The organism is Photorhabdus sp. RM323S, from assembly GCF_042879375.1.
GTDB classification, from domain to species: domain Bacteria; phylum Pseudomonadota; class Gammaproteobacteria; order Enterobacterales; family Enterobacteriaceae; genus Photorhabdus; species Photorhabdus tasmaniensis.
The window spans coordinates 19482-39677 of sequence record NZ_JBHFKZ010000041.1; the positions used below are offsets into that span (position 1 = coordinate 19482).

18 protein-coding genes and 1 other annotated feature are annotated in these 20196 nt (G+C 43.1%); of the genes, 5 read left to right on the plus strand and 13 right to left on the minus strand.

What is annotated here, in order from left to right:
- Window positions 1-292 precede the first annotated feature (292 nt).
- From ACGF7G_RS15830 to tal, 3 genes are all read right to left on the minus strand, one after another.
- Complete coding sequence (locus ACGF7G_RS15830) at window positions 293-856, minus strand: chorismate mutase (RefSeq protein ID WP_387466735.1); 564 nt, start codon at window positions 854-856, stop codon at window positions 293-295.
- Between the two features lie 138 nt (window positions 857-994).
- On the minus strand, window positions 995-1570 hold the full coding sequence (gene mog / locus ACGF7G_RS15835) for a molybdopterin adenylyltransferase (RefSeq protein WP_387466737.1): 576 nt from the start codon (window positions 1568-1570) through the stop codon (window positions 995-997).
- Window positions 1571-1660: 90 nt separating this feature from the next.
- Window positions 1661-2614 (minus strand): transaldolase, encoded by a 954-nt coding sequence (tal, locus tag ACGF7G_RS15840; RefSeq protein ID WP_387466739.1) that lies wholly within the window; start codon window positions 2612-2614, stop codon window positions 1661-1663.
- Between the two features lie 390 nt (window positions 2615-3004).
- Here tal and yaaA point away from each other — a divergent pair, with 390 nt between their 5' ends.
- Window positions 3005-3781 (plus strand): peroxide stress protein YaaA, encoded by a 777-nt coding sequence (gene yaaA / locus ACGF7G_RS15845; RefSeq protein ID WP_387466741.1) that lies wholly within the window; start codon window positions 3005-3007, stop codon window positions 3779-3781.
- 58 nt (window positions 3782-3839) lie between these two features.
- Here the strand turns inward: yaaA and thrC are convergent, their stop codons facing one another.
- From thrC to ACGF7G_RS15865, 4 genes are all read right to left on the minus strand, one after another.
- Window positions 3840-5132 carry a threonine synthase gene (gene thrC, locus ACGF7G_RS15850; protein WP_387466743.1) on the minus strand — a complete coding sequence of 431 codons (1293 nt, stop codon included), beginning with the start codon at window positions 5130-5132 and terminating at the stop codon, window positions 3840-3842.
- Window positions 5133-5140: 8 nt separating this feature from the next.
- Window positions 5141-6091, minus strand: a complete 951-nt coding sequence (gene thrB, locus ACGF7G_RS15855; protein WP_387466764.1) for a homoserine kinase — start codon at window positions 6089-6091, stop codon at window positions 5141-5143.
- The gene (gene thrA, locus ACGF7G_RS15860; RefSeq protein ID WP_387466745.1) at window positions 6073-8532 is read right to left on the minus strand and encodes a bifunctional aspartate kinase/homoserine dehydrogenase I; all 2460 of its coding nucleotides are present in this window, start codon (window positions 8530-8532) and stop codon (window positions 6073-6075) included. The genes thrB and thrA overlap by 19 nt, the downstream gene beginning before the upstream one ends.
- Before the next feature lie 25 nt (window positions 8533-8557).
- Window positions 8558-8679 (minus strand) — a sequence feature (Thr leader region).
- Window positions 8618-8686 carry a thr operon leader peptide gene (locus tag ACGF7G_RS15865; RefSeq protein ID WP_133816459.1) on the minus strand — a complete coding sequence of 23 codons (69 nt, stop codon included), beginning with the start codon at window positions 8684-8686 and terminating at the stop codon, window positions 8618-8620. It overlaps the preceding feature by 62 nt.
- A gap of 657 nt (window positions 8687-9343) precedes the next feature.
- Here ACGF7G_RS15865 and arcA point away from each other — a divergent pair.
- On the plus strand, window positions 9344-10060 hold the full coding sequence (gene arcA, locus ACGF7G_RS15870; protein WP_133816356.1) for a two-component system response regulator ArcA: 717 nt from the start codon (window positions 9344-9346) through the stop codon (window positions 10058-10060).
- A gap of 68 nt (window positions 10061-10128) precedes the next feature.
- Here the strand turns inward: arcA and creA are convergent, their stop codons facing one another.
- Window positions 10129-10614 (minus strand): protein CreA, encoded by a 486-nt coding sequence (creA, locus tag ACGF7G_RS15875; protein ID WP_387466747.1) that lies wholly within the window; start codon window positions 10612-10614, stop codon window positions 10129-10131.
- A 381-nt stretch (window positions 10615-10995) separates the two neighbouring features.
- Here creA and robA point away from each other — a divergent pair, with 381 nt between their 5' ends.
- Complete coding sequence (gene robA / locus ACGF7G_RS15880; RefSeq protein WP_133816354.1) at window positions 10996-11871, plus strand: MDR efflux pump AcrAB transcriptional activator RobA; 876 nt, start codon at window positions 10996-10998, stop codon at window positions 11869-11871.
- On the opposite strand, the gene gpmB is transcribed toward robA, so the two are convergent.
- A complete protein-coding gene (gene gpmB, locus ACGF7G_RS15885) occupies window positions 11868-12515 on the minus strand; it encodes a 2,3-diphosphoglycerate-dependent phosphoglycerate mutase GpmB (protein WP_387466749.1) in 648 nt (215 codons plus the stop codon). The two genes, robA and gpmB, sit on opposite strands and share 4 nt — an antisense overlap.
- 54 nt (window positions 12516-12569) lie before the next feature.
- On the opposite strand from gpmB, the gene yjjX reads away from it, so the two are divergent.
- Window positions 12570-13100 (plus strand): inosine/xanthosine triphosphatase, encoded by a 531-nt coding sequence (gene yjjX / locus ACGF7G_RS15890; RefSeq protein ID WP_133816352.1) that lies wholly within the window; start codon window positions 12570-12572, stop codon window positions 13098-13100.
- Between the two features lie 38 nt (window positions 13101-13138).
- Here the strand turns inward: yjjX and trpR are convergent, their stop codons facing one another.
- A complete protein-coding gene (trpR, locus tag ACGF7G_RS15895) occupies window positions 13139-13459 on the minus strand; it encodes a trp operon repressor (RefSeq protein ID WP_133816351.1) in 321 nt (106 codons plus the stop codon).
- A gap of 59 nt (window positions 13460-13518) precedes the next feature.
- A complete protein-coding gene (gene sltY / locus ACGF7G_RS15900) occupies window positions 13519-15435 on the minus strand; it encodes a murein transglycosylase (protein WP_387466751.1) in 1917 nt (638 codons plus the stop codon).
- A gap of 379 nt (window positions 15436-15814) precedes the next feature.
- Between sltY and ettA the strand changes: the two genes are divergently transcribed.
- The gene (gene ettA / locus ACGF7G_RS15905; RefSeq protein ID WP_387466752.1) at window positions 15815-17482 is read left to right on the plus strand and encodes an energy-dependent translational throttle protein EttA; all 1668 of its coding nucleotides are present in this window, start codon (window positions 15815-15817) and stop codon (window positions 17480-17482) included.
- 38 nt (window positions 17483-17520) lie between these two features.
- Here ettA and ACGF7G_RS15910 read toward each other — a convergent pair whose 3' ends face one another.
- Both ACGF7G_RS15910 and nadR read right to left on the minus strand, forming a co-directional pair.
- Window positions 17521-18300 carry an ABC transporter ATP-binding protein gene (locus ACGF7G_RS15910; protein WP_387466754.1) on the minus strand — a complete coding sequence of 260 codons (780 nt, stop codon included), beginning with the start codon at window positions 18298-18300 and terminating at the stop codon, window positions 17521-17523.
- Between the two features lie 643 nt (window positions 18301-18943).
- The gene (gene nadR, locus ACGF7G_RS15915; protein WP_387466756.1) at window positions 18944-20191 is read right to left on the minus strand and encodes a multifunctional transcriptional regulator/nicotinamide-nucleotide adenylyltransferase/ribosylnicotinamide kinase NadR; all 1248 of its coding nucleotides are present in this window, start codon (window positions 20189-20191) and stop codon (window positions 18944-18946) included.
- Window positions 20192-20196 lie beyond the last annotated feature (5 nt).

Here is a 20196-nt window from a genome sequence, read left to right on the forward strand (position 1 = left end):
TATCACTATTATGAAAGCTTATTTATACACTTACCTGGTTAACTCCATTTAAGGGAAATATATAATGCATGTTAGATTCAGTGCGCAAATTCTGGCTATCTACTCAGTTATCGCCAGTAATCATTAGACTAATCGGTCTGGCGTTCGGGTATTCCATCTTCGTTGTGGCACTGAAACTAACAGCCTTTAATTATAGCTCTACTTCAATATATGACTATTCCCCACCGTCATATCTCCGCCCACATTGGGTGAAGGTTTACCATGATTTTTACTAAAGAGTAAGGCGCAACTATTATTTCAATTTCACTTTTTCAAGCGCAGCAAAAATTTGCTGTTTATCCGAATCCTTTAAGTTATGTTGCTGAATATTTGCTATAAACATTTCCTTGTCAGAAGGGTCTATCTTTTCTCCGTCTTTTAGCAGAACAGCAATCTGTTGGAGAATTTCAGTACTTAACCCGCTAATTTTAATACGAACATCATCTAACGGTTTTGGCTGCCAGCCATTTTCAGGAATTGACAACCAATCGGCCCGATAACGATATTGAATCGCCTTCGCGGCGTCCATCTGAATTATAATAAATGGCCTGACTGACTCTCCGCTTAATCCAAAAGACTCGGCTTCACTTATTGATTTGGCAAGCACCTTATCTTCCTGAGCCAAGACCTCAACAGGTAAATGGTTTTCAGCCTTATATCCTGCCACATCTTTCATGTAAGAAAGACGCTGATTAATTAACTGGGCTACCGTCGTCTTTGTTTCCGTTGCTAGTGTTATCATTGGAAACATGGCACTCAGAACCAATGCAAAACCAGAAATAAAACCAATTATCTTTGCTTTTTTTGACCGTTTCATCTTTTCACCTCGGAATTTATTCCAAACAACTAATCAACATGTTAAATGAATTATAGACTTATAATGTTGAAGTTGTCTTTCGATAAGTGTCAGATAAAAGCTCGATTTTTTTGATTCCTTCCACAGTTAGTTCATTGTTCAGCGACTAGCTCTTTTCGGTCTAAAAGCAGCAACTACCTTATCATCGGTTTCGACATATGGGCCATCCAGCAATTGGATACAATATGGCACGCTGGCAAAAATGCCGGATACCAGAACATTGCCATTTTCGTCTTTCAAACCTTCCAGCGTTTCTGCTATTGCTTTTGGTTGCCCTGGTAAGTTCAAAATAAGAGCTTGTTTGCGGATAACGCCAACTTGGCGGGATAGGATTGCTGTTGGAACAAATTTCAGGCTGATCTGACGCATCTGTTCGCCATAGCCTGGCATTTCACGATCTGCAACAGCCAATGTTGCATCAGGAGTTACATCACGGCGTGCGGGGCCGGTTCCACCGGTAGTCAAAACCAGATGACAGCCGATTTCATCCACCAGCTCGCACAGGGTTTGTTCAATGATAATTTGCTCATCAGGGATCAGACGCGTTTCTATACTGAAAGGTGTTGTAATAGCACTTTTTAACCACTCTTCCAGTGCCGGAATCCCTTTGTCCTGATAAACACCGCTTGATGCACGATCAGAGATGGATACCAGGCCAATGCGCAATTCATTCATACAAACCTCAATAATACATAATTAGCTAACAGCAAAAAGGCGGCCAATTATGCCGCCTTTAAAACAAAAAGAATAGTTTATAACCTGTAATTACAGCAGATCAGCGATCATCTTCTCAAGTTTGCCCTGATCTACAGCAAATTTACGGATGCCATCCGCCAGTTTTTCTGTAGCCATTGCATCCTGATGATGTTCCCAATAGAACTGAGCTTCATTCAGTGGTGCTGGACGCACTTTAATTTCACCGCTATAACCCAGCTTGCATTCAACCTCACCCTGAGTTTCAGACAGCTCTTTCAGCAGTGCAGGGGCAATAGTTAAACGGTCACAACCCGCTAATTCCAGGATCTCACCGGAATTACGGAAACTTGCGCCCATCACAACAGTGTCATAGCCATGTTCTTTATAATATTGATAGATTTCCGCCACAGAAACTACGCCCGGATCTTCGTGTGGAGCGTACTCTTTTTGATCGCTGTTCGCTTTATACCAGTCAAGGATACGGCCAACGAATGGAGAAATCAGGTAAACCCCCGCTTCTGCGCAAGCCCGGGCCTGAGCGAAAGAGAACAGCAGAGTCAGGTTACAGTTAATACCTTGTTTTTCTAGATGTTCAGCCGCACGGATGCCCTGCCAGGTTGAAGCGAGTTTGATCAGAATACGATCATTGCTGATACCTGCCTCGTTATACAGCTTTATCAAGCGTTTAGCTTTAGCTACACTGGCTTCGGTGTCATAAGACAGACGAGCATCTACTTCTGTCGAGATGCGGCCAGGGATCAGTTTCAAAATTTCCAAACCAATATTTACAGCCAGTTTATCACTGGCATCCACTATCTGCTGCTCGCGGGAATCACTCTGTTCACGCGCCCACGCAATTGCTTCATCAATGAGTTTGCGATATTCAGGGATCTGTGCAGCGTTAAGGATCAGAGATGGGTTAGTTGTAGCATCTTGTGGCTGATAAAGTTTCATCGCCGCAATATCCCCGGTATCTGCTACTACTGTTGTCAGTTTACGCAGGGAAGTTAATTTATCGGTCATTTTGTCATATCTCATCGTTATGCGTGAAATTGTGGCATTATTGCTGCGCCATCCACTGATAATAACATGCTAAGACCTTGCTGCAAGGCGGTAAAAACGATCACTCACAGTCATTAACTCGCAACCGTTTTCGATTCAATATCTAAAGTTAGAAATGAAATGTTGTGAAGATATAGCAAGCAGTAAGGAGGAGTGTAGAGATAAGGAATAAGAAACACGTCAACGTGCTGAATATATGAAGGAATTGAGGGTATATTTTCCTTTCAGGCATCATTTTGTTTACACAAGTCGTGTAAATCAAATGCACGGCAGTTTCCGCTATCGTTGTTATTGTTCTTTTCATCTGAGTTTTTGTTAAAGTAATTCAATCTGAACAACCGGGATGACGTTATGCTTATTACTATTTCACCTGCCAAAACCCTTGATTATGAAAGCCTGCTTGCCACGGAAAAATACAGCCAGCCAGAATTACTCGATCAGTCAAAGCAGTTAATCAGTATCTGTCGAGATCTGATACCTGCTCAAATTGCCAGTCTGATGGATATCAGCGATAAACTTGCCGGTCTGAATGCAGCCCGTTTTGGCGAATGGCATGTTGATTTCACCCCAGAAAATGCACGTCAGGCTATTCTGGCATTTAAAGGTGATGTTTATACCGGTATGCAAGCTGAAGTTTTTTCCGATAGGGATTTTGATTTCGCTCAGGATCATCTGCGGATCCTGTCTGGTCTTTACGGCGTGCTTCGTCCTTTGGATCTGATGCAACCTTACCGGCTAGAAATGGGGATCAAACTGGAAAATAAATGCGGTAAAGATCTCTATGCTTTCTGGGGAGATCTGATCACTGAAAAGATCAATGAAGCCCTGGAGCAGCAAGGCGATAATATATTGGTTAATCTGGCTTCCGATGAATACTTCAAGTCCGTTAATACGAAAAAATTAGCCGGTAAAATCATCAAACCCGTATTCCTTGATGAAAAAAACGGTAAATATAAAATCATCAGCTTTTATGCGAAAAAAGCCCGTGGGCTGATGAGCCGGTTTATTATTCAAAATCAGTTAACCCAAGCTGACCATCTGGTGGAGTTTAATCTGGATGGCTACGCATTCGATGAGTTGTTATCCAAAGGGAACGAGCTGGTATTTAAACGCCCGGAACAACATTAAGACTTTTATTATCAATAATAAACGCCGCATGGTTTATGCGGCGTCCATATCTTCTTGATTATTTAGGCGTCCTTTCCATCAGGAAAGTCCTCAATTCAGCAAAATTTGCGGGTAAATAATGGGACAACAACGCTAAATCAGCCCGTTCTGCCAGCGCTTCAGGCAATGGTAATTCCTCACCCAGAATTTGCTCTACACTCTCTTTAAATTTCGCCGGATGAGCCGTACCGAGAAACAGCCCGTATTCATCCTCTTGCAATTGATCACGCAGAACACGGTAAGCAACTGCTGCATGAGGTTCAGAGATATAACCCAATTTAGCCAATGCCTTGATCGTCTTTTTAGTCACTTCATCACTGACTACACCATAGCTCAATTCACTTAATGGCCAGGATTTACGGCAAAACAGCTCTTCAATACGCGGCCAGTTGTTTGGCTGACTAACATCCATTGCATTGGAAAGCGTGGCAATTGTCTGATGAGGCACCCATTTTCCATCGGTCAAATAACGTGGAACCGTATCGTTAACATTAGTTGCAGCAATAAAGCGTTTTATCGGCAGCCCCATTGATTTCGCTAATAAACCCGCAGTCAAATCACCAAAATTCCCACTGGGCACCGAGATAATCAGTTGTTCACGCTTATCTTCTGGTAATTGAGCAACCGCCTCAAAGTAATAGCAAATTTGCGCCAACAAGCGGCTGATGTTAATTGAGTTAGCTGAATTGAGATACAGAGCCTGTTTTAACTCATTATCATCAAACGCCTGTTTAACCAGTGCCTGGCAATCATCAAAATCACCATCAATTGCCACCGTATGAATATTACCGCCCAATGTACAGAATAGTTTTTCCTGTAGCGGGCTGATTTTTCCCTGCGGATAAAGGATCACCACCTGTACATTGCTCAACCCATAAAAGGCGTGTGCTACTGCTGCACCAGTATCGCCGGAAGTCGCGGTCAGGATAGTCACAGGTTGCTCACCTGCAATCTGTGCCAGTATTTGCGCCATAAAACGACCACCAAAATCTTTAAATGCCAGAGTCGGACCGTGGAACAGTTCCAGTGTTGCAACATCATCTTCTACTTTTGCCACTGGTGCCGGGAAAGTAAAAGCGCTCTTAACCCGTGCCGCCAGTTGTTCTGGCGGAATCTCATCACCAATAAATGCCGAAAGAATATGGCTGCTGCGGGTAACAAAATCCAGTTTCAGTAGTTGATCAATTTCTTCACGGTTAAATTCGGGTAGATCTTGCGGGAAGAAAAGCCCTTGCTGTTTGCCTAACCCCTGCTTTACCGCCTGCGCAAAACTTACCTGCTCGCTGTTGTCTTTTAAGTTATACAGTTTCATCCGTTCCGTTACCCTATCTGTCGTGCGCCTGCGAGATCCAGACGGCAAATGTGTACAAAACCTTCATCATTCTGAATATAATGCTGTTGCAGCCACTGAGCCATTTTCTTCGCGGTAGTCATATCATTACAAATGGAAAATAACGTCGGGCCAGAACCAGAAATACCACAGGTCAACGTACCTATCGCTTTTGCTGCCTCCCGGGCCTTGGCAAAACCCGGGAGCAGTTGTGTTCGATACGGCTCAGCAACCACATCTTTCATCAATCTGGCTGCCAATTCTGACTGTTGTGTATGGCAGGCATGAATAAAACCGGCAAGAAAACGTCCGTGGTCGATAACATCCTGTTTCGAATATTTTTCCGGTAAAATGGCTCTGGCTTCCGCAGTGGAAACTTTGATTCCCGGATAGGCCATTACCCATAGCCACTCATCAAATGTCGGCACCGGCTGACAGATAATGTCCTCCTGTTCCATAATCAATTGCAAACCACCGAGGTAGCATGGAGCGACATTATCATAGTGAATGCTGCCAGAAATGCGCCCTTCCAGTTGCCCCATCATTTCCAGTAATTGGTGTTCACTGAACGGACGACTTGCAAATTCGTTCAATGCCATCAAACCCGCCACCACAGAACACGCACTGGAACCCAGACCAGAACCAATTGGCATGTTCTTTTCCAGCGTCATCTCCACGGGTAATTGTTTACCTAAATGCTGGCAGAACAGCTGCCAGCACTGATAAACGATATTGTACTCCAGCTCCGCAGGTAACTTTCCGACAAACCGCCCTTCATTACGCAGGCTAAAACTCTCCGCAGCCCGGACAGTAACACAGTCACCTAACAAAGTACCATCAACCGGAGAGACCGCAGCTCCCAGCACATCAAACCCAACACTGACGTTCCCGATAGATGCGGGCGCATAGACTTTAACCACAATTAAACTCCCTGTTTCCAGGATAAAGTACGCAGCATATCTGCGAAAACACCTGCGGCAGTGACATCATTACCTGCCCCGTAACCCCGCAGCACCAACGGTATTGGTTGGTAGTAACGCGTGTAGAATGCTAGCGCATTTTCGCCATTTTTGACTTTATAAAGCGGATCATTGCCATCTACTGCGGAGATTTTCACTCTACAATGGCCATGTTCAATCATGCCAACATAGCGCAACACTTTTCCTTGTTCCTTTGCTTCTGCCACACGCTGGCTGAAAACTTGATCAAGAAAGGGCAAATGCTCGAGGAAAGTATCCACACTACCGCTACTATCAAAAGAGGCTGGCAGCACAGGCTCCACATCAATATCCCCCAGTTCAAGTTCATAACCTGATTCACGGGCGAGGATCAACAGCTTACGGGCGACATCCATACCGGAGAGATCATCACGAGGATCCGGTTCGGTATAGCCTTTCTCTTTCGCCAATAAAGTCGCCTGAGATAATGACATCCCTTCATCCAACATACCAAAAATGAAAGAGAGAGAACCGGAAAGAATACCATTGAACTGCACCAGTTCATCACCCGCGTTAAGCAGGTTTTGTAAGTTCTCAATAACCGGCAAACCCGCACCCACATTGGTGTCATACAGAAATTTACGTTTAGATTTCTCTGCTGCCTTACGGATCTGACGATAATAAGCCATCGACGAAGTATTAGCTTTCTTATTTGGCGTTACCACGTTGAAACCATCACTCAGGAAACTGGCATATTGGTCAGCAATTTGCTGACTGGAAGTACAATCTACTATCACCGGATTAAGCAAATGGTACTCTTTCTCCAGGCGGATCAGACGGCTTAGACTAAATGGTTCTTTGGCCTCTGATAAACACTGTTGCCAGTTATCAAGACAAATACCTCTCATATCCGTCAGCATAGCTCGTGAATTGGCGATACCGCATACCCGTAAATCAATGTGCTTTTGCTTCAGCCAAGTTTGCTGACGACGGATCTGCTCAAGTAAAACACTGCCAACACCACCAACACCAACGACAAAGAGCTCGATCACTTGATCGGTATTAAATAACATCTGATGGCACAGACGAACCGCTGTCGTTGCCATTTCATTGTCGATAACTGCGGAGATAGAACGTTCAGAAGATCCCTGTGCGATGGCGACAATATTGATATTACCGCGAGCCAATGCGGAAAAGAAACGGGCAGAGATGCCACGCAAGGTACGCATACCATCACCAACAACAGAGATAATGGACAGATTTTCCATTACATCCAGAGGATCAAGAACGCCATCTTTTAGTTCAAAATAGAATTCCTCACTCAACGCCTGACGAGCACGTTCCAATTCACGTTGAGGGACACAGAAGCTGATGCTGTATTCTGAAGATGACTGAGTAATCAGCACGACAGAGATCCCTTTGCGGGACATGACAGCAAATACCCTTGCGGCCATACCAACCATCCCCTTCATACCAGGGCCTGATACGTTAATCATTGCCATATTACTCAGGTTGGTAATCCCTTTCACCGGCGTACTTTCATCTTTCTGCCCATCACCAATAAGTGTTCCCGGCGTATCTGGATTGGCTGTATTTTTAATCAAACAAGGGATCTGGAATTGAGCAATCGGGGCGATAGTCCGTGGATGAAGTACTTTAGCACCGAAATAAGAGAGTTCCATCGCTTCCTGATAGGACATGCCTTTTAATAGCCGTGCATCCGGTACAATTCTGGGATCACAGGTATAAACGCCATCCACATCCGTCCAAATTTCGCAGCATTCAGCGCGCAAACAAGCAGCCAAAACAGCAGCTGAATAGTCAGAACCATTCCGCCCCAGAACAACCAACTCCCCTTTATCATTGCCGGCAGTGAATCCAGCCATCAGGACAATATGGTCATCAGGAATATTCAGAGAAGAAATACGCTTGGTAGACTCATTAATATCTACCGTAGATTCAAGGTAATGACCTTGTGCCAACAGATTTTTTACCGGATCAATCACTGTGACTTTGTGACCACGTGCCTGCAATACAGACTCCATGATTGCGATAGAGAGTTTTTCACCACGGCAAATCAGGGAAGCGTTAATACTGTCCGGGCATTGACCCAATAATGAAATACCATGCAGAACCTGTTTCAATTGAGCAAATTCTTGCTCCACCACCATCTTTAACCGCTCATAATCAAAACTAGGTTGTGCTTGCGCTAACCCCTGCAATAAATCAGCAAAGATCCGCTCTGCGTCATGCATATGGGTAATAACATCTTGCCTCGCCACAGTTTTTTCGATCATCGCCACTAAATGGTTGGTAATTTTTGCTGGGGCAGAAAGCACTAACGCAACCCCTCCCTGAGAAAGTTTTTTCTCTGCAATATCGGCGACGCTCTGCACACGCTGGCAATTAGCGACCGAAGTTCCTCCAAATTTAAGCACTCGCATTAACATTTTTCTCCTGATTTCGCGCCAAAAAAAAGCCCGCATCTGATTTGGATGCGGGCTTTTCTCTCTATCTTTAATATATGCGTCAGCCCGCACCGTAACCTGTGGTTCCGGTGGTGATAATAATTGTCGTTTTCAGGCTGATAGCTTGCATAGGTTCCTGTCTGTCATTTAATTAGTTCGACCCTATACTGGTTAAATGAATTCTTTCACAAAGTCAAACATTTTATCTAAATGATCTTATTTTTTTGATATTTTTCCCATTGGAATAATTCATTTCATCGTCATCAATACCAACAAATATATCTTACTGAACGTAATATTTTAGTTATTAAATCTATTTTTAACAAAATTAACAATATGTTTTATCTTTTAGTAAAAATCAGTTATTTTTGTTCGCCGACAAGTTTATTGTAGATTGTTTTTTACACAACAACGCTCAGTGCGTTAACAGGAATTTGTCATTTGCCTGACATAGTACAAGGTATAAAATAACAAATATAAATAATATTAACGTGCTACAATCAATTTTGATGTACGTCAATAAAAGGTAGTTTTTTTAGATGGTAAATGCATTGCAAGCTGTTATATTGCTGTTAATAGACTAACATAACACTGTTTAGCTAGTTTTTTCGGGTATATGCCCACAAAGGAAAAACAACTTTTACTTTCAGTGTAAAACATATCAATAAATGTTATTACTGACTTAAGCTATAATTTCAGTGATGACAAACAATAACCAGTAAATATCCTGAGATAAGAGTAGTTTGAGTCATTCTGATTTTATTTTAAGCGATTCTAGGTAGCAACCATGCAAACCCCGCACATTTTGATTGTTGAAGACGAAATTGTCACTCGCAATACCCTGAAAAGCATTTTCGAAGCCGAAGGGTATATCGTTTATGAAGCCACTGATGGTTCAGAAATGCACCATATTCTGTCAGACAATGACATTAACCTGGTGATTATGGATATTAATCTTCCAGGCAAAAATGGCTTGTTACTTGCCCGCGAATTGCGTGAGCAAGCGAATGTTGCTTTGATGTTCCTGACCGGCCGTGATAATGAGGTAGACAAGATCCTTGGGTTGGAAATTGGTGCGGATGATTACATCACCAAACCTTTTAACCCACGAGAATTGACTATTCGGGCACGCAACCTACTTTCCCGTACCATGAATCTGAGTACTGTCACCGAGGAGCGACGCCAGGTTGAGAGCTACAAATTCAATGGCTGGGAATTGGATATCAATAGCCGTTCTCTGATCAGCGCTGCTGGTGAGCAATACAAATTGCCACGCAGTGAGTTCCGCGCCATGCTTCATTTCTGTGAAAATCCGGGTAAGATCCAGACTCGCGCAGAATTACTGAAAAAGATGACAGGCCGTGAGCTGAAACCTCATGACCGTACTGTTGATGTGACTATCCGGCGTATCCGTAAACATTTCGAATCTAATCCAGATGCGATGGAAATTATTGCCACCATTCATGGTGAAGGTTATCGTTTCTGCGGTGATTTAGAAGCGTAATGTGAATCATCGATAAAGCTAAAATAAATAACAGGATGGGATGTCCATGAGGAACCCCATCCTGCCTCTCAGTTTTCCGCAACTTTCCACGGCATAATGGGTACAGCACTGATCGCATTCTTCGGTGAACCATCAATCATTTTGTCAGAATAAGTCAGATAGACTAATGCATTACGGTTTACATCGTAGAAACGAACAACCTGAAGTTTTTTAAACACCAGTGAAGTGCGTTTCTGGAAAACAATCTGACCTTTCTTATCGCCCTTTTTAATCTTATCTGTCAGTTCAATGGATCCGACCTGCTGGCAGGAAATAGCCGCATCAGCGGTATCTTCCGCAAGTCCCAATCCCCCTTTTATTCCGCCTGTTTTTGCTCTGCTCAGGTAGCAAGTCACATTTTTAACATCTGGATCATCAAACGCTTCCACCACAATTTTGTGATCTGGCCCGATAAATTTAAACACGGTGTCTACCGAGCCAATTTCTTCAGCCTGAGTAGTCAAAGGTACGAACAACAATGTAGTTGCTACTAATATCTTTATGATTTTTAACATATATAATCTCATGCCTTAATTAATTAAGCCTAAAATTTCACTACAGTAATACTAAACAGTATGGTGATACCACCAACAATAATAGTTACACATTAATATAATTTCATAAAGTAATGAGTGAAATAATAATACGAACAAGTATCCTATTGTAAATAGAAGACTTGTCTTACACTTAGTGTTTATATCCAGTAGAATTATTGTTGAATGCTACTCTTGTCAATAAATTATGAACACGAACAGCACGCAGAAACCAGAACGTACACAATATATGTGAATGATTCGTTTCACTTAGCCTGAGGGATTGTTCAAATAGCAAACAGAATAGCCTAATGGTATAGGCTCTTATATTATTCTTTCTGGTCTTAATGACTAAGGAGATGTATGGATCAAACCAGCATCATTCGTGATTTATTACGTTGGCTAGATAATCATCTGGATCAACCGTTATCACTCAACAATGTTGCAGCCAAAGCAGGTTATTCTAAATGGCACCTGCAACGTATGTTTAAAGATGTTACCGGCCAGGCTATTGGCTCCTATATCCGTGCGAGAAGGTTATCGCGGGCAGCCGTTGCTTTGCGTTTAACCAGCCGTCCTATTCTGGATATTGCTTTACAGTACCGGTTTGACTCCCAACAAACTTTCACTCGTGCATTTAAAAAACAATTTAATAAAACTCCGGCACTTTATCGGCTCAGTGAGGAATGGTGTGCCGCCGGTATTTGCCCCCCCATATTGCTGGATAAGAGACATATTCCCGAAGCAACATATATCACGCTGGAGGAACAGCCGCTGGTTGGTATAGAACAGACTTGTTCCTATACGCTGGAACAGTGGTCCAGTTCTTGTACTGAAATGCGCCATAATTTCTGGACATACTATCTGCAAAATGCAGAAGTGTTGCCGCCTGTGCTTTATGGCCTTCACCACGCTATTCTCAACCCAGAAAAAGAAGATGAGCAGACGGTGTTCTACACGACAGCAGTAGAACCCAAATATGCGCAGTTTGATGTGGCAGGTAGCCAACCTGTTACATTGCCAGCTGGAGAATATGTTTCATTCAGTTACTATGGCACCAAAGATGGCTTACAGGATTTCCTGTTCACCGTCTATGGTATTTGCTTGCCAATGCTAAACTTGACACGCAGGAAAGGATACGATATCGAACGCTATTATCTCACCAATACCAATGACAGGGAAAAGGAAGCAGCGAATCATATCATCGAATTTCAGTATCTCATTCCTATCCAGCACTAACGCTGTAATTCATCCAGTGCGGGCATATCAAGATGTGTGATATCGCCTGCCGTTTCCACAATCCAGCCTGATGCCAGCCACGGGCTGTGCTGATAATCCACCCTGGACAGAGAGCAATTACGCAAACGAAGACGACGTTCAGCATGTGCGGGTAATCCCAATATCGTGCTAACTAAGCATCCCAAAGCGATTCCATGACTGACCAGTAACGGCCGGCTACCACCAGGCAGATGACGGCAAGTCTCCAACGCGGCTCTCATACGCACAGAGAGCTCCTCCATAGATTCGCCTTCGGGGATGCGCCCGCCGGGTGTACCATCAAGGACTTTCTTACGCCACCGTTCTTCTTCTGAAGTCAGTGAGTCAATATTTCTGCGCTCAAGCACTCCCATGTGCAATTCACGCAAACGTGGCTCCAAAATCACTTCACAACCGCAAACCTTAGCAATGATTTCCGCGGTACGGCGTGTGCGCCCGAGGTCACTGGTAATAATATGGGTAATATTTTCAGATTTTACTCTCTGCGCCACTAATCTGGCCTGATGTTCGCCTGTTTCGGTTAAAGGGCTGTCAGATTGTCCCTGGATACGACGTGCCGCATTCCATTCAGACTCCCCATGACGAACAAGATATACCTGTAACATTTTCATTTTCCGTTATACTGCGTAAATATTAGTTCAAAGGATAACTTATCTATTATGTATCACGTTATTGCTGCAACCACCAACCCCGCCAAAATTAAAGCCATCAGTCTCGCATTTGATGACGTTTTTGGACCAGGTGCTTACCGGATAGAAGATATCAATGTAGACAGCAGTGTCCCACAACAACCTATTGGTAACACAGAAACCCGTACCGGTGCCCGTCAGCGTGTGATGGCCGCTAGGCAGGTCCGCCCTGAAGCAGATTTTTGGGTAGGTGTGGAAGCGGGTATTGAAGATGATATGACATTTGCCTGGATGGTAGTGGAACATCAGCAAATTCGCGGAGAATCCCGCTCTGCCAGCCTGATGCTGCCAGAGAAAATTCTTGATGGTATCCGCGAGGGCCGTGAATTAGGCCACGAAATGGCTTACCTCACCGGTGTTGATAACATCAAACAGAAAGGCGGTGCTATTGGCTTTTTCACTGATGGCATCCTGACTCGTACCAGTGTGTACCATCAAGCCCTGATACTCGCTTTAGTGCCTGTCCATCATGAAATTTATAAAGAACTGAATGCCCGTTAAACAGGCATTCACTCCAGGCCGCAGTCAGCGGCCTGCTGTTATTTCAGCAATTGCTCTTCTAACCATGCTTTCACATCGTTTGGAGCAAACTTTAAGCTATTAGAACCACGAGTGATAGTCGCAATTCCAACCCCAAGTTCATTTTTCAGTTCACGTTGGCTCATTCGTCCACTCATCAATTCTTTGATAATCCGTACTCTTGTAGCCAGTGCTGCCCGCTCATCAGGCGTCAATAATAATTGCAAAACTGGATGTTGCAGATCTTGCGCAAAAGCCTGTTGGAGTAACGTCACGAAGCGTTGCCAGTCTTCATTATCTTGTGGCGAAAGTGCCGGGTCTGTCAGATGATTCGGAGTCATAATTAATCAGTCATCATACTATTTAACTAGTACGTCAGCATAGCATAGTTTGCCATAAATCAGTATCGCCTTTGCCATTCTGCGTTAGTCAACACCTTTGATGACTTACCCGTAAAGTTACTGTAGAAAACATCATAAGCCAAAACATTTTTGACATAACTGCGCGTTTCGGAAAATGGAATGCTTTCAATAAAGGCTATCGCGTCCAACTGCCCACCACTGTCAGATAACCAACGATCCACACGGGCCGGACCTGCATTATAAGCGGCACTGGCAAGTATCCGGTTATGACCAAAACGCTGATAAACCGATTCGAGATAAGCCGTACCAATTTCGATATTCGTCAGCGGATCCATCAACTGGCCACTGTTTACATACCCCTGAATATCATTTTGTTTAACCGTATCTGCCGCCGTTCCCGGCATCACTTGCATCAAACCCATTGCACCGACTGGAGAACTGGCTTGCGGATTCCAGGCGCTTTCCTGACGGGCTATCGCCATCGCATAACTTTGCGAAATCCCCTTATCTGACGTGAAACGACTGAATTCTTGCTGCCATGCCAACGGAAAACGCTCTTCAAGATAGTCCCACATTTTCCCGGTTATTGTCGCCTGTACACTAAGAGCTGCCCATTTTTGGTTAAAAGCATAACGTGCCAACTGCTGTTGTTTTGATTTATTCTGGCTGGCAACTAAATAACTCCACTCTGTACGGGCAAGATTATTCATTTGCCAATATATCAGTTCCCTTACTCTCTGCACTTCGGACATCGAAGCAATAGCCGAATCGGGCTTTTCTGCGATATTAATCATCAGCGGATAACGGATATTCAGTCTTTGCGCAGCAACCATTGGGTAAAAACCGCGACCTTCTGTCAACTTACGCAGTATCGCCTCACCTTCGCTTTTATTACCCTGCGCCAATAAAATATTAGCCTGCCAATAACGCCATTCCTCTCTGTTCTGGTTCGCTAACGGTAGTAATTTGATCCACTGAGCCAAACCAGGCTCATCTGCATGACCCAACGCCAGACGAACACGACGCTCAAGCAGTGAAACAGATTGGCTATCGCGGATAACATCATCGCGCCACTTCTCCTGCTCATCGTTCACATCACCCATTAACTGCCAGGCAACAATATCTTTTAACCGCTGGCGCTCGCTGTCATTCATCTTTTGCGCTCTGGCAATTGATGGAATGATCGCTCTTGCCTGATCCGGATCTTGACGGGCAAGGAGTGAGAAAGCCGTTAAAGTAGCGACACGGGTAAAATCAGTCGGCCTGGTATTATCAGCAAAAACAGATACGGTAGCAGGATCATCTTGCAACTTAATCAGGCCATCACGAATACTTTTGTATCCCAGCGGCAATCGTTTAGCGAGGTAACTGACCAGTGAAGTGTTCCCCGCTTTTAATGCAAGACTAATACGCTGTAATATCAGTTCCGCCGATAAGTAGCCCGCTTGCTGCCAGACATCAAATAATTTATCGCAATTGGCAGGTAAAGAGCGACCATTCAACCAAATGTCTTTCGCTCCCTGCCAGGCAACCTGCTCTTCACCTGTCGCCCATTTGGCAAAATAGTAATTACAACGATTTGTAATCGATTTCGGTGCTGTAGCGCTAAATGCGAGCAGCCCACGCCAGTCTTCACGATGTGCAAGTTCATTGATAAAACGGGATGATAAAGAGCGTGCTGGTGGTAAATTAGGGTAACTATCAATAAAGCCACGGATCTGTTCTGGTGTTACCAACGCCAAATCCTGAGTCAGCTCCCGGTATTTAAGATAAGGATAAAGTGGGTAGTCTTTCAATGTTGGCATCAATCTCGCCACCTCAGCCATATCACTGGCATCCCACGCTTGCTTAATTTGCTGATATCGTTGCCGCTGATCGTCCAGAGAATCAGCGTTTGCTGCGACAGACACAAAAACCAACCCTGTAACCATCACAAAGTGTTGCCATTTAGCCATTACCACACGCTCCTCCCGGAGATCAAATTGAATAGGTTAATATTACAAATGTATACACATCATAATAATATAATCACCGCCACTTACCACATTAATTCACTCCATGATGAAATATTTAACCGTATATACTAAACAGGTAAGTTTTTTATCCAAAAAATTGATCCGTCTTAACAAACTAGCCCCAGAGCCATCCTATTCTGGCAATTAGGTTATGGAGTTTATTAACTTAAATCGGGTAAACTGTGATAAATCGTGTTCAGATGAACATAAATAACCTAACCGGATATAATCAGATACCCACACGCCCTGTTCATGCGATTGACTTCGCAAAACAGGCATTATCATTATAACAATCAGAGATAGCGAGGCTTATAGCAACGTGGCTCAATATGTTTACTCCATGCATCGGGTCGGCAAAATTGTCCCCCCGAAGCGTCATATTCTAAAAAATATCTCCCTGAGTTTCTTTCCGGGAGCCAAAATTGGTGTTCTTGGCCTTAACGGCGCGGGTAAATCAACCTTACTGCGGATTATGGCCGGTATTGATAAAGATATCGAAGGCGAAGCCCGCCCACAGCCGGGAATTAAAATTGGCTATCTATCACAGGAGCCAAAACTAAACCTTGAGCACACTGTCCGCGAAGCAGTGGAGGAAGCGGTTAGCGAAGTGAAACACGCGCTGACCCGTCTGGATGAAGTCTACGCAGCCTATGCTGATCCTGACGCTGATTTTGACAAACTGGCGAAAGAGCAAGGTGAGCTGGAAGCGATTATCCAGTCCCACGATGGTCATAACCTTGATAACCAGCTTGAGCGTGCAGCTGACGCGCTGCGTCTGCCGCCGTGGGATGCAAAAATTGAGCATTTGTCCGGGGGTGAACGCCGCCGTGTAGCAATCTGCCGTTTACTGCTGGAAAAACCAGATATGCTGCTGCTGGATGAACCGACAAACCACCTTGACGCCGAATCCGTCGCCTGGCTGGAGCGCTTCCTGCACAATTACGAAGGTACTGTTGTTGCAATTACGCATGACCGTTACTTCCTTGATAACGTTGCTGGCTGGATTTTGGAACTTGACCGTGGTGAAGGTATTCCATGGGAAGGTAACTACTCTTCATGGCTGGAGCAGAAAGACGCTCGTTTGGCTCAGGAAGCATCAACAGAAGCCGCCCGCCGTAAATCTATTGAGAAAGAGCTAGAATGGGTTCGCCAAAATCCAAAAGGCCGTCAGGCAAAAGGTAAAGCACGTCTGGCCCGTTTTGAAGAATTAAACAACGTTGAATACCAGAAACGCAACGAAACCAGTGAGCTGTTTATCCCACCAGGACCACGCCTGGGCGACAAAGTTCTGGAAGTGGAAAATCTGACCAAGTCTTATGGCGACCGGGTGCTTATCGACAATCTGAATTTCTCTCTGCCAAAAGGGGCAATTGTCGGGATTATCGGGCCTAACGGCGCAGGTAAATCCACCCTGTTCCGTATGCTTTCCAACCAAGAACAGCCCGATTCCGGTACTATTGCGTTAGGTGAAACCGTCAAACTGGCTTCTGTCGATCAGTTCCGTGACAATATGGATGATAAGAAAACCGTCTGGGAAGAGATTTCCGGCGGTCAGGATATCATGCGTATCGGCAACTTCGAGCTGCCAAGCCGCGCTTATGTTGGCCGCTTCAACTTCAAAGGTGTCGATCAGGGTAAACGTGTCGGTGAACTATCTGGTGGTGAAAGAGGCCGGCTACATCTGGCTAAACTGCTGCAAGTTGGCGGTAACATGCTGCTGCTCGACGAACCAACCAACGACCTGGATATTGAAACCTTGCGCGCACTGGAAAACGCCCTATTGGAGTTCCCTGGCTGTGCAATGGTTATTTCCCATGATCGTTGGTTCCTTGACCGTATCGCAACCCACATCATTGATTATCAGGATGAGGGTAAAGTGACTTTCTTTGAAGGTAACTTTAGTGAATACGAAGACTATAAAAAGCGGACTCTTGGGGCCGAAGCGCTAGAACCGCATCGCATTAAATATAAGAGAATCAGCAAATAATCATATTGGAAATGGCCTGATAACAGGCCATTTTTCTCTCAATTATTTTCATATAAGCGCGTAGTTTTATTCATTATGCTATGTGTTAGATAAGTATCATGGATAATCTTTCCTTCTTTCAACGTAATAATACGATCCGCATGCCTAATAAGCCTATTATCCTGTGAAGCCACAACAACCGTTCCTCTTTGGTTATGAGCAATAAAACTTAAGATATCAATAGCTACCTGACAGTCATAATTATCAAGATAACTGGTTGGCTCGTCAGCAAACAAATACAGGGGACTTTTCACAATAGCTCTGGCTATTGCTACCCGTTGTTTTTCATTATCACGTAATTCATTGGGATATATATCTTTCTTGTGTTTCAGACCAACAATATTGAGTGCCTTAGTTGCCCTGGTCATGGCTTCCTGATGAGAAGTTGTAATTCCACAGGACAGAGATAATAGCAAATTATCCAGGACTGTAAGTTCATTAGATAAATTAACTCTTTGAAAGATAAAACCACAATTCATCAAATGGAGTCTATCTAATTCGCTGTTATGCAGTTTTCCCAATTCTTTGTCAGCAATTAATATTTTCCCTCTATCCAGACGCAATAACCCAGAAATCGTTGCCAGTAAAGTACTTTTTCCTGAACTGACATCCCCAGTAACCAACGTAAATTCACCTGGAAAAATAGAAAGAGTGATGTCTAAAATCATTTTCTGGTTAGCTTTACTGTTAGAAAAACCATGTGAAATATCAATGGCTTCAATCGTAGCAATTTGATTCAAATTCATTATCTCAGCATAATAGTGTAAGAAATCTGGCATTATCAGTAACACTTGCAGCCAGAGCAATCCGTAAAAATACAGATATTCATCATTATAAGATTACACAAACGAGGGGAAATCATATAAGAAATATCTCAACTAAAAGTTGATCAATATTTCTACCAGTGACTATTTCAAATGGCTATCTGTATGCTAAAATTAAAATTTTACTAAGCAAGAACAGCCCACTTCTATCAACCACTCATTAACAATAGGCCATTATTTTGTTAGTGCAAATACAAAAATAACATCAGACAAATAATTTTATATATATAAAAACACCTTAACATAATAACAACGTGTTAAAATTGATATTTAATTTCCATATAACAACAACACAACAACACATCAAACGCTTAAATTTTTAATAAAAAAACCAACCTTATCTTATTCGAAAATAAATCACAAATATAAAAACTTTTATTTAAAAATCAACATGGAAGTATTTAATTATTAATTTTACTTTTATTCAAGAAATAAATAATCAATAGAAGTATCAAAAATATTAATAGCTATTATATATTTTATTACTTATAGGTAATAAAAACATCCAACCACAATATGAATTGTGGTTGGATATACATTGAATATATTTATTAATTTATCATATAAAATATTATATATGAATCTAATTATAAACGATTCAACTAACTTGTTGCTTAGGATTAACAGCTAAAAGTTGTTGAATTAGCTCTATACAGTGCAGAAAACGCTGATCATAGTCTGGTGAATTTACATTTACATATCCAATGTTGTTGTCTTTCAGCATATCTTCCAACAATTGCTGGAACGCTTTACGATCTTGCTCGCTGCCAAGACTACGCAAACCGTCAGAAACCCAAGGTGTGTTGTTTTCCAATAAAATGACCAAATCAAATCGGTATTCATCAATCAATGCCTGAACAAACGGGTGTTCACGTCCTTCATACCGCTTACAGAATGCTTGGGTAGTCACGAAATCAGTATCGACAAACGCAACTTTATTCGCATATTTTACTGCGAAATCAATATATTGAGCCTGTCCCAATGCGATTTTGTCATAGTCTGAATATTGCAGCGCCATCTCATCGCCTCCCAAATGAGAAAAAACATAATCACGACCATATTCCCAGGCACTGGTAGTATTAAAAATATTTGCCAATTTGTTAACCAATGTGGATTTACCACTGGATTCCCCACCGAGAATTGCCACAGTACGCACAAAGAAAGGCTTTACCTCCGTAGGGATATATTCCCAATGACGGAATGGATCCTGACGAATATGCCGGCCACTGATCTTCATAAACGAACGCAGTGGATCGATAAGAATAGTCTCAATTCCCAATTGCTCTTTATAACGAGGAGTATCCTGAGCTTCACTGGAATAAATATAACTTGGATTAATCCCTTTTTTTGACATAAAGGCTTTCATGCCTTTACTCCACACGTCCCAACCATGTGGATATGGCTCAATTCCCTGTTCATCAAAAGAGTGAATATGAATATTTTTCTGATACTTAAACGTTTGAAGTAACCAACGCAGGCGATCACTGACCGTCGGTTGCTGTGACATGGAGCTGCTCATAAACAACGCCTTATCTCTGGGCTCATCATGGCAAAGGATGATATGTAACTCATCCACCTGACTACAAGCCCGTTGAATCAGATAGATATGCCCGGTATGCAATGGATAGAACTTACCGAATATCACCCCAACTGTTTTATGCTGCACAGGATATTGCACCCCTAAATAGTTATGGAGAGATGCAAGTTTTTGGGCACTGGGGCTTTTGATTTTGTCATTAATTAACTGGCTGAGATAACCTTTGGTCATAGCGCTTGCATCAGCAACTTGTTGCAATGTACAACCTGTTTGTTTGATCGCTTCTTTAAGGTAGTCAAATTGACCCATATCTC

Excerpts from the sequence above, each read along its gene's own strand:
- ACGF7G_RS15830 (WP_387466735.1), bottom strand. The coding sequence starts at position 856 with ATGAAACGGTCAAAAAAAGCAAAGATAATTGGTTTTATTTCTGGTTTT.
- mog (WP_387466737.1), bottom strand. The coding sequence starts at position 1,570 with ATGAATGAATTGCGCATTGGCCTGGTATCCATCTCTGATCGTGCATCA.
- tal (WP_387466739.1), bottom strand. The coding sequence starts at position 2,614 with ATGACCGATAAATTAACTTCCCTGCGTAAACTGACAACAGTAGTAGCA.
- yaaA (WP_387466741.1), top strand. The coding sequence starts at position 3,005 with ATGCTTATTACTATTTCACCTGCCAAAACCCTTGATTATGAAAGCCTG.
- thrC (WP_387466743.1), bottom strand. The coding sequence starts at position 5,132 with ATGAAACTGTATAACTTAAAAGACAACAGCGAGCAGGTAAGTTTTGCG.
- thrA (WP_387466745.1), bottom strand. The coding sequence starts at position 8,532 with ATGCGAGTGCTTAAATTTGGAGGAACTTCGGTCGCTAATTGCCAGCGT.
- arcA (WP_133816356.1), top strand. The coding sequence starts at position 9,344 with ATGCAAACCCCGCACATTTTGATTGTTGAAGACGAAATTGTCACTCGC.
- creA (WP_387466747.1), bottom strand. The coding sequence starts at position 10,614 with ATGTTAAAAATCATAAAGATATTAGTAGCAACTACATTGTTGTTCGTA.
- robA (WP_133816354.1), top strand. The coding sequence starts at position 10,996 with ATGGATCAAACCAGCATCATTCGTGATTTATTACGTTGGCTAGATAAT.
- gpmB (WP_387466749.1), bottom strand. The coding sequence starts at position 12,515 with ATGTTACAGGTATATCTTGTTCGTCATGGGGAGTCTGAATGGAATGCG.
- yjjX (WP_133816352.1), top strand. The coding sequence starts at position 12,570 with ATGTATCACGTTATTGCTGCAACCACCAACCCCGCCAAAATTAAAGCC.
- trpR (WP_133816351.1), bottom strand. The coding sequence starts at position 13,459 with ATGACTCCGAATCATCTGACAGACCCGGCACTTTCGCCACAAGATAAT.
- sltY (WP_387466751.1), bottom strand. The coding sequence starts at position 15,435 with ATGGCTAAATGGCAACACTTTGTGATGGTTACAGGGTTGGTTTTTGTG.
- ACGF7G_RS15910 (WP_387466754.1), bottom strand. The coding sequence starts at position 18,300 with ATGCCAGATTTCTTACACTATTATGCTGAGATAATGAATTTGAATCAA.
- nadR (WP_387466756.1), bottom strand. The coding sequence starts at position 20,191 with ATGGGTCAATTTGACTACCTTAAAGAAGCGATCAAACAAACAGGTTGT.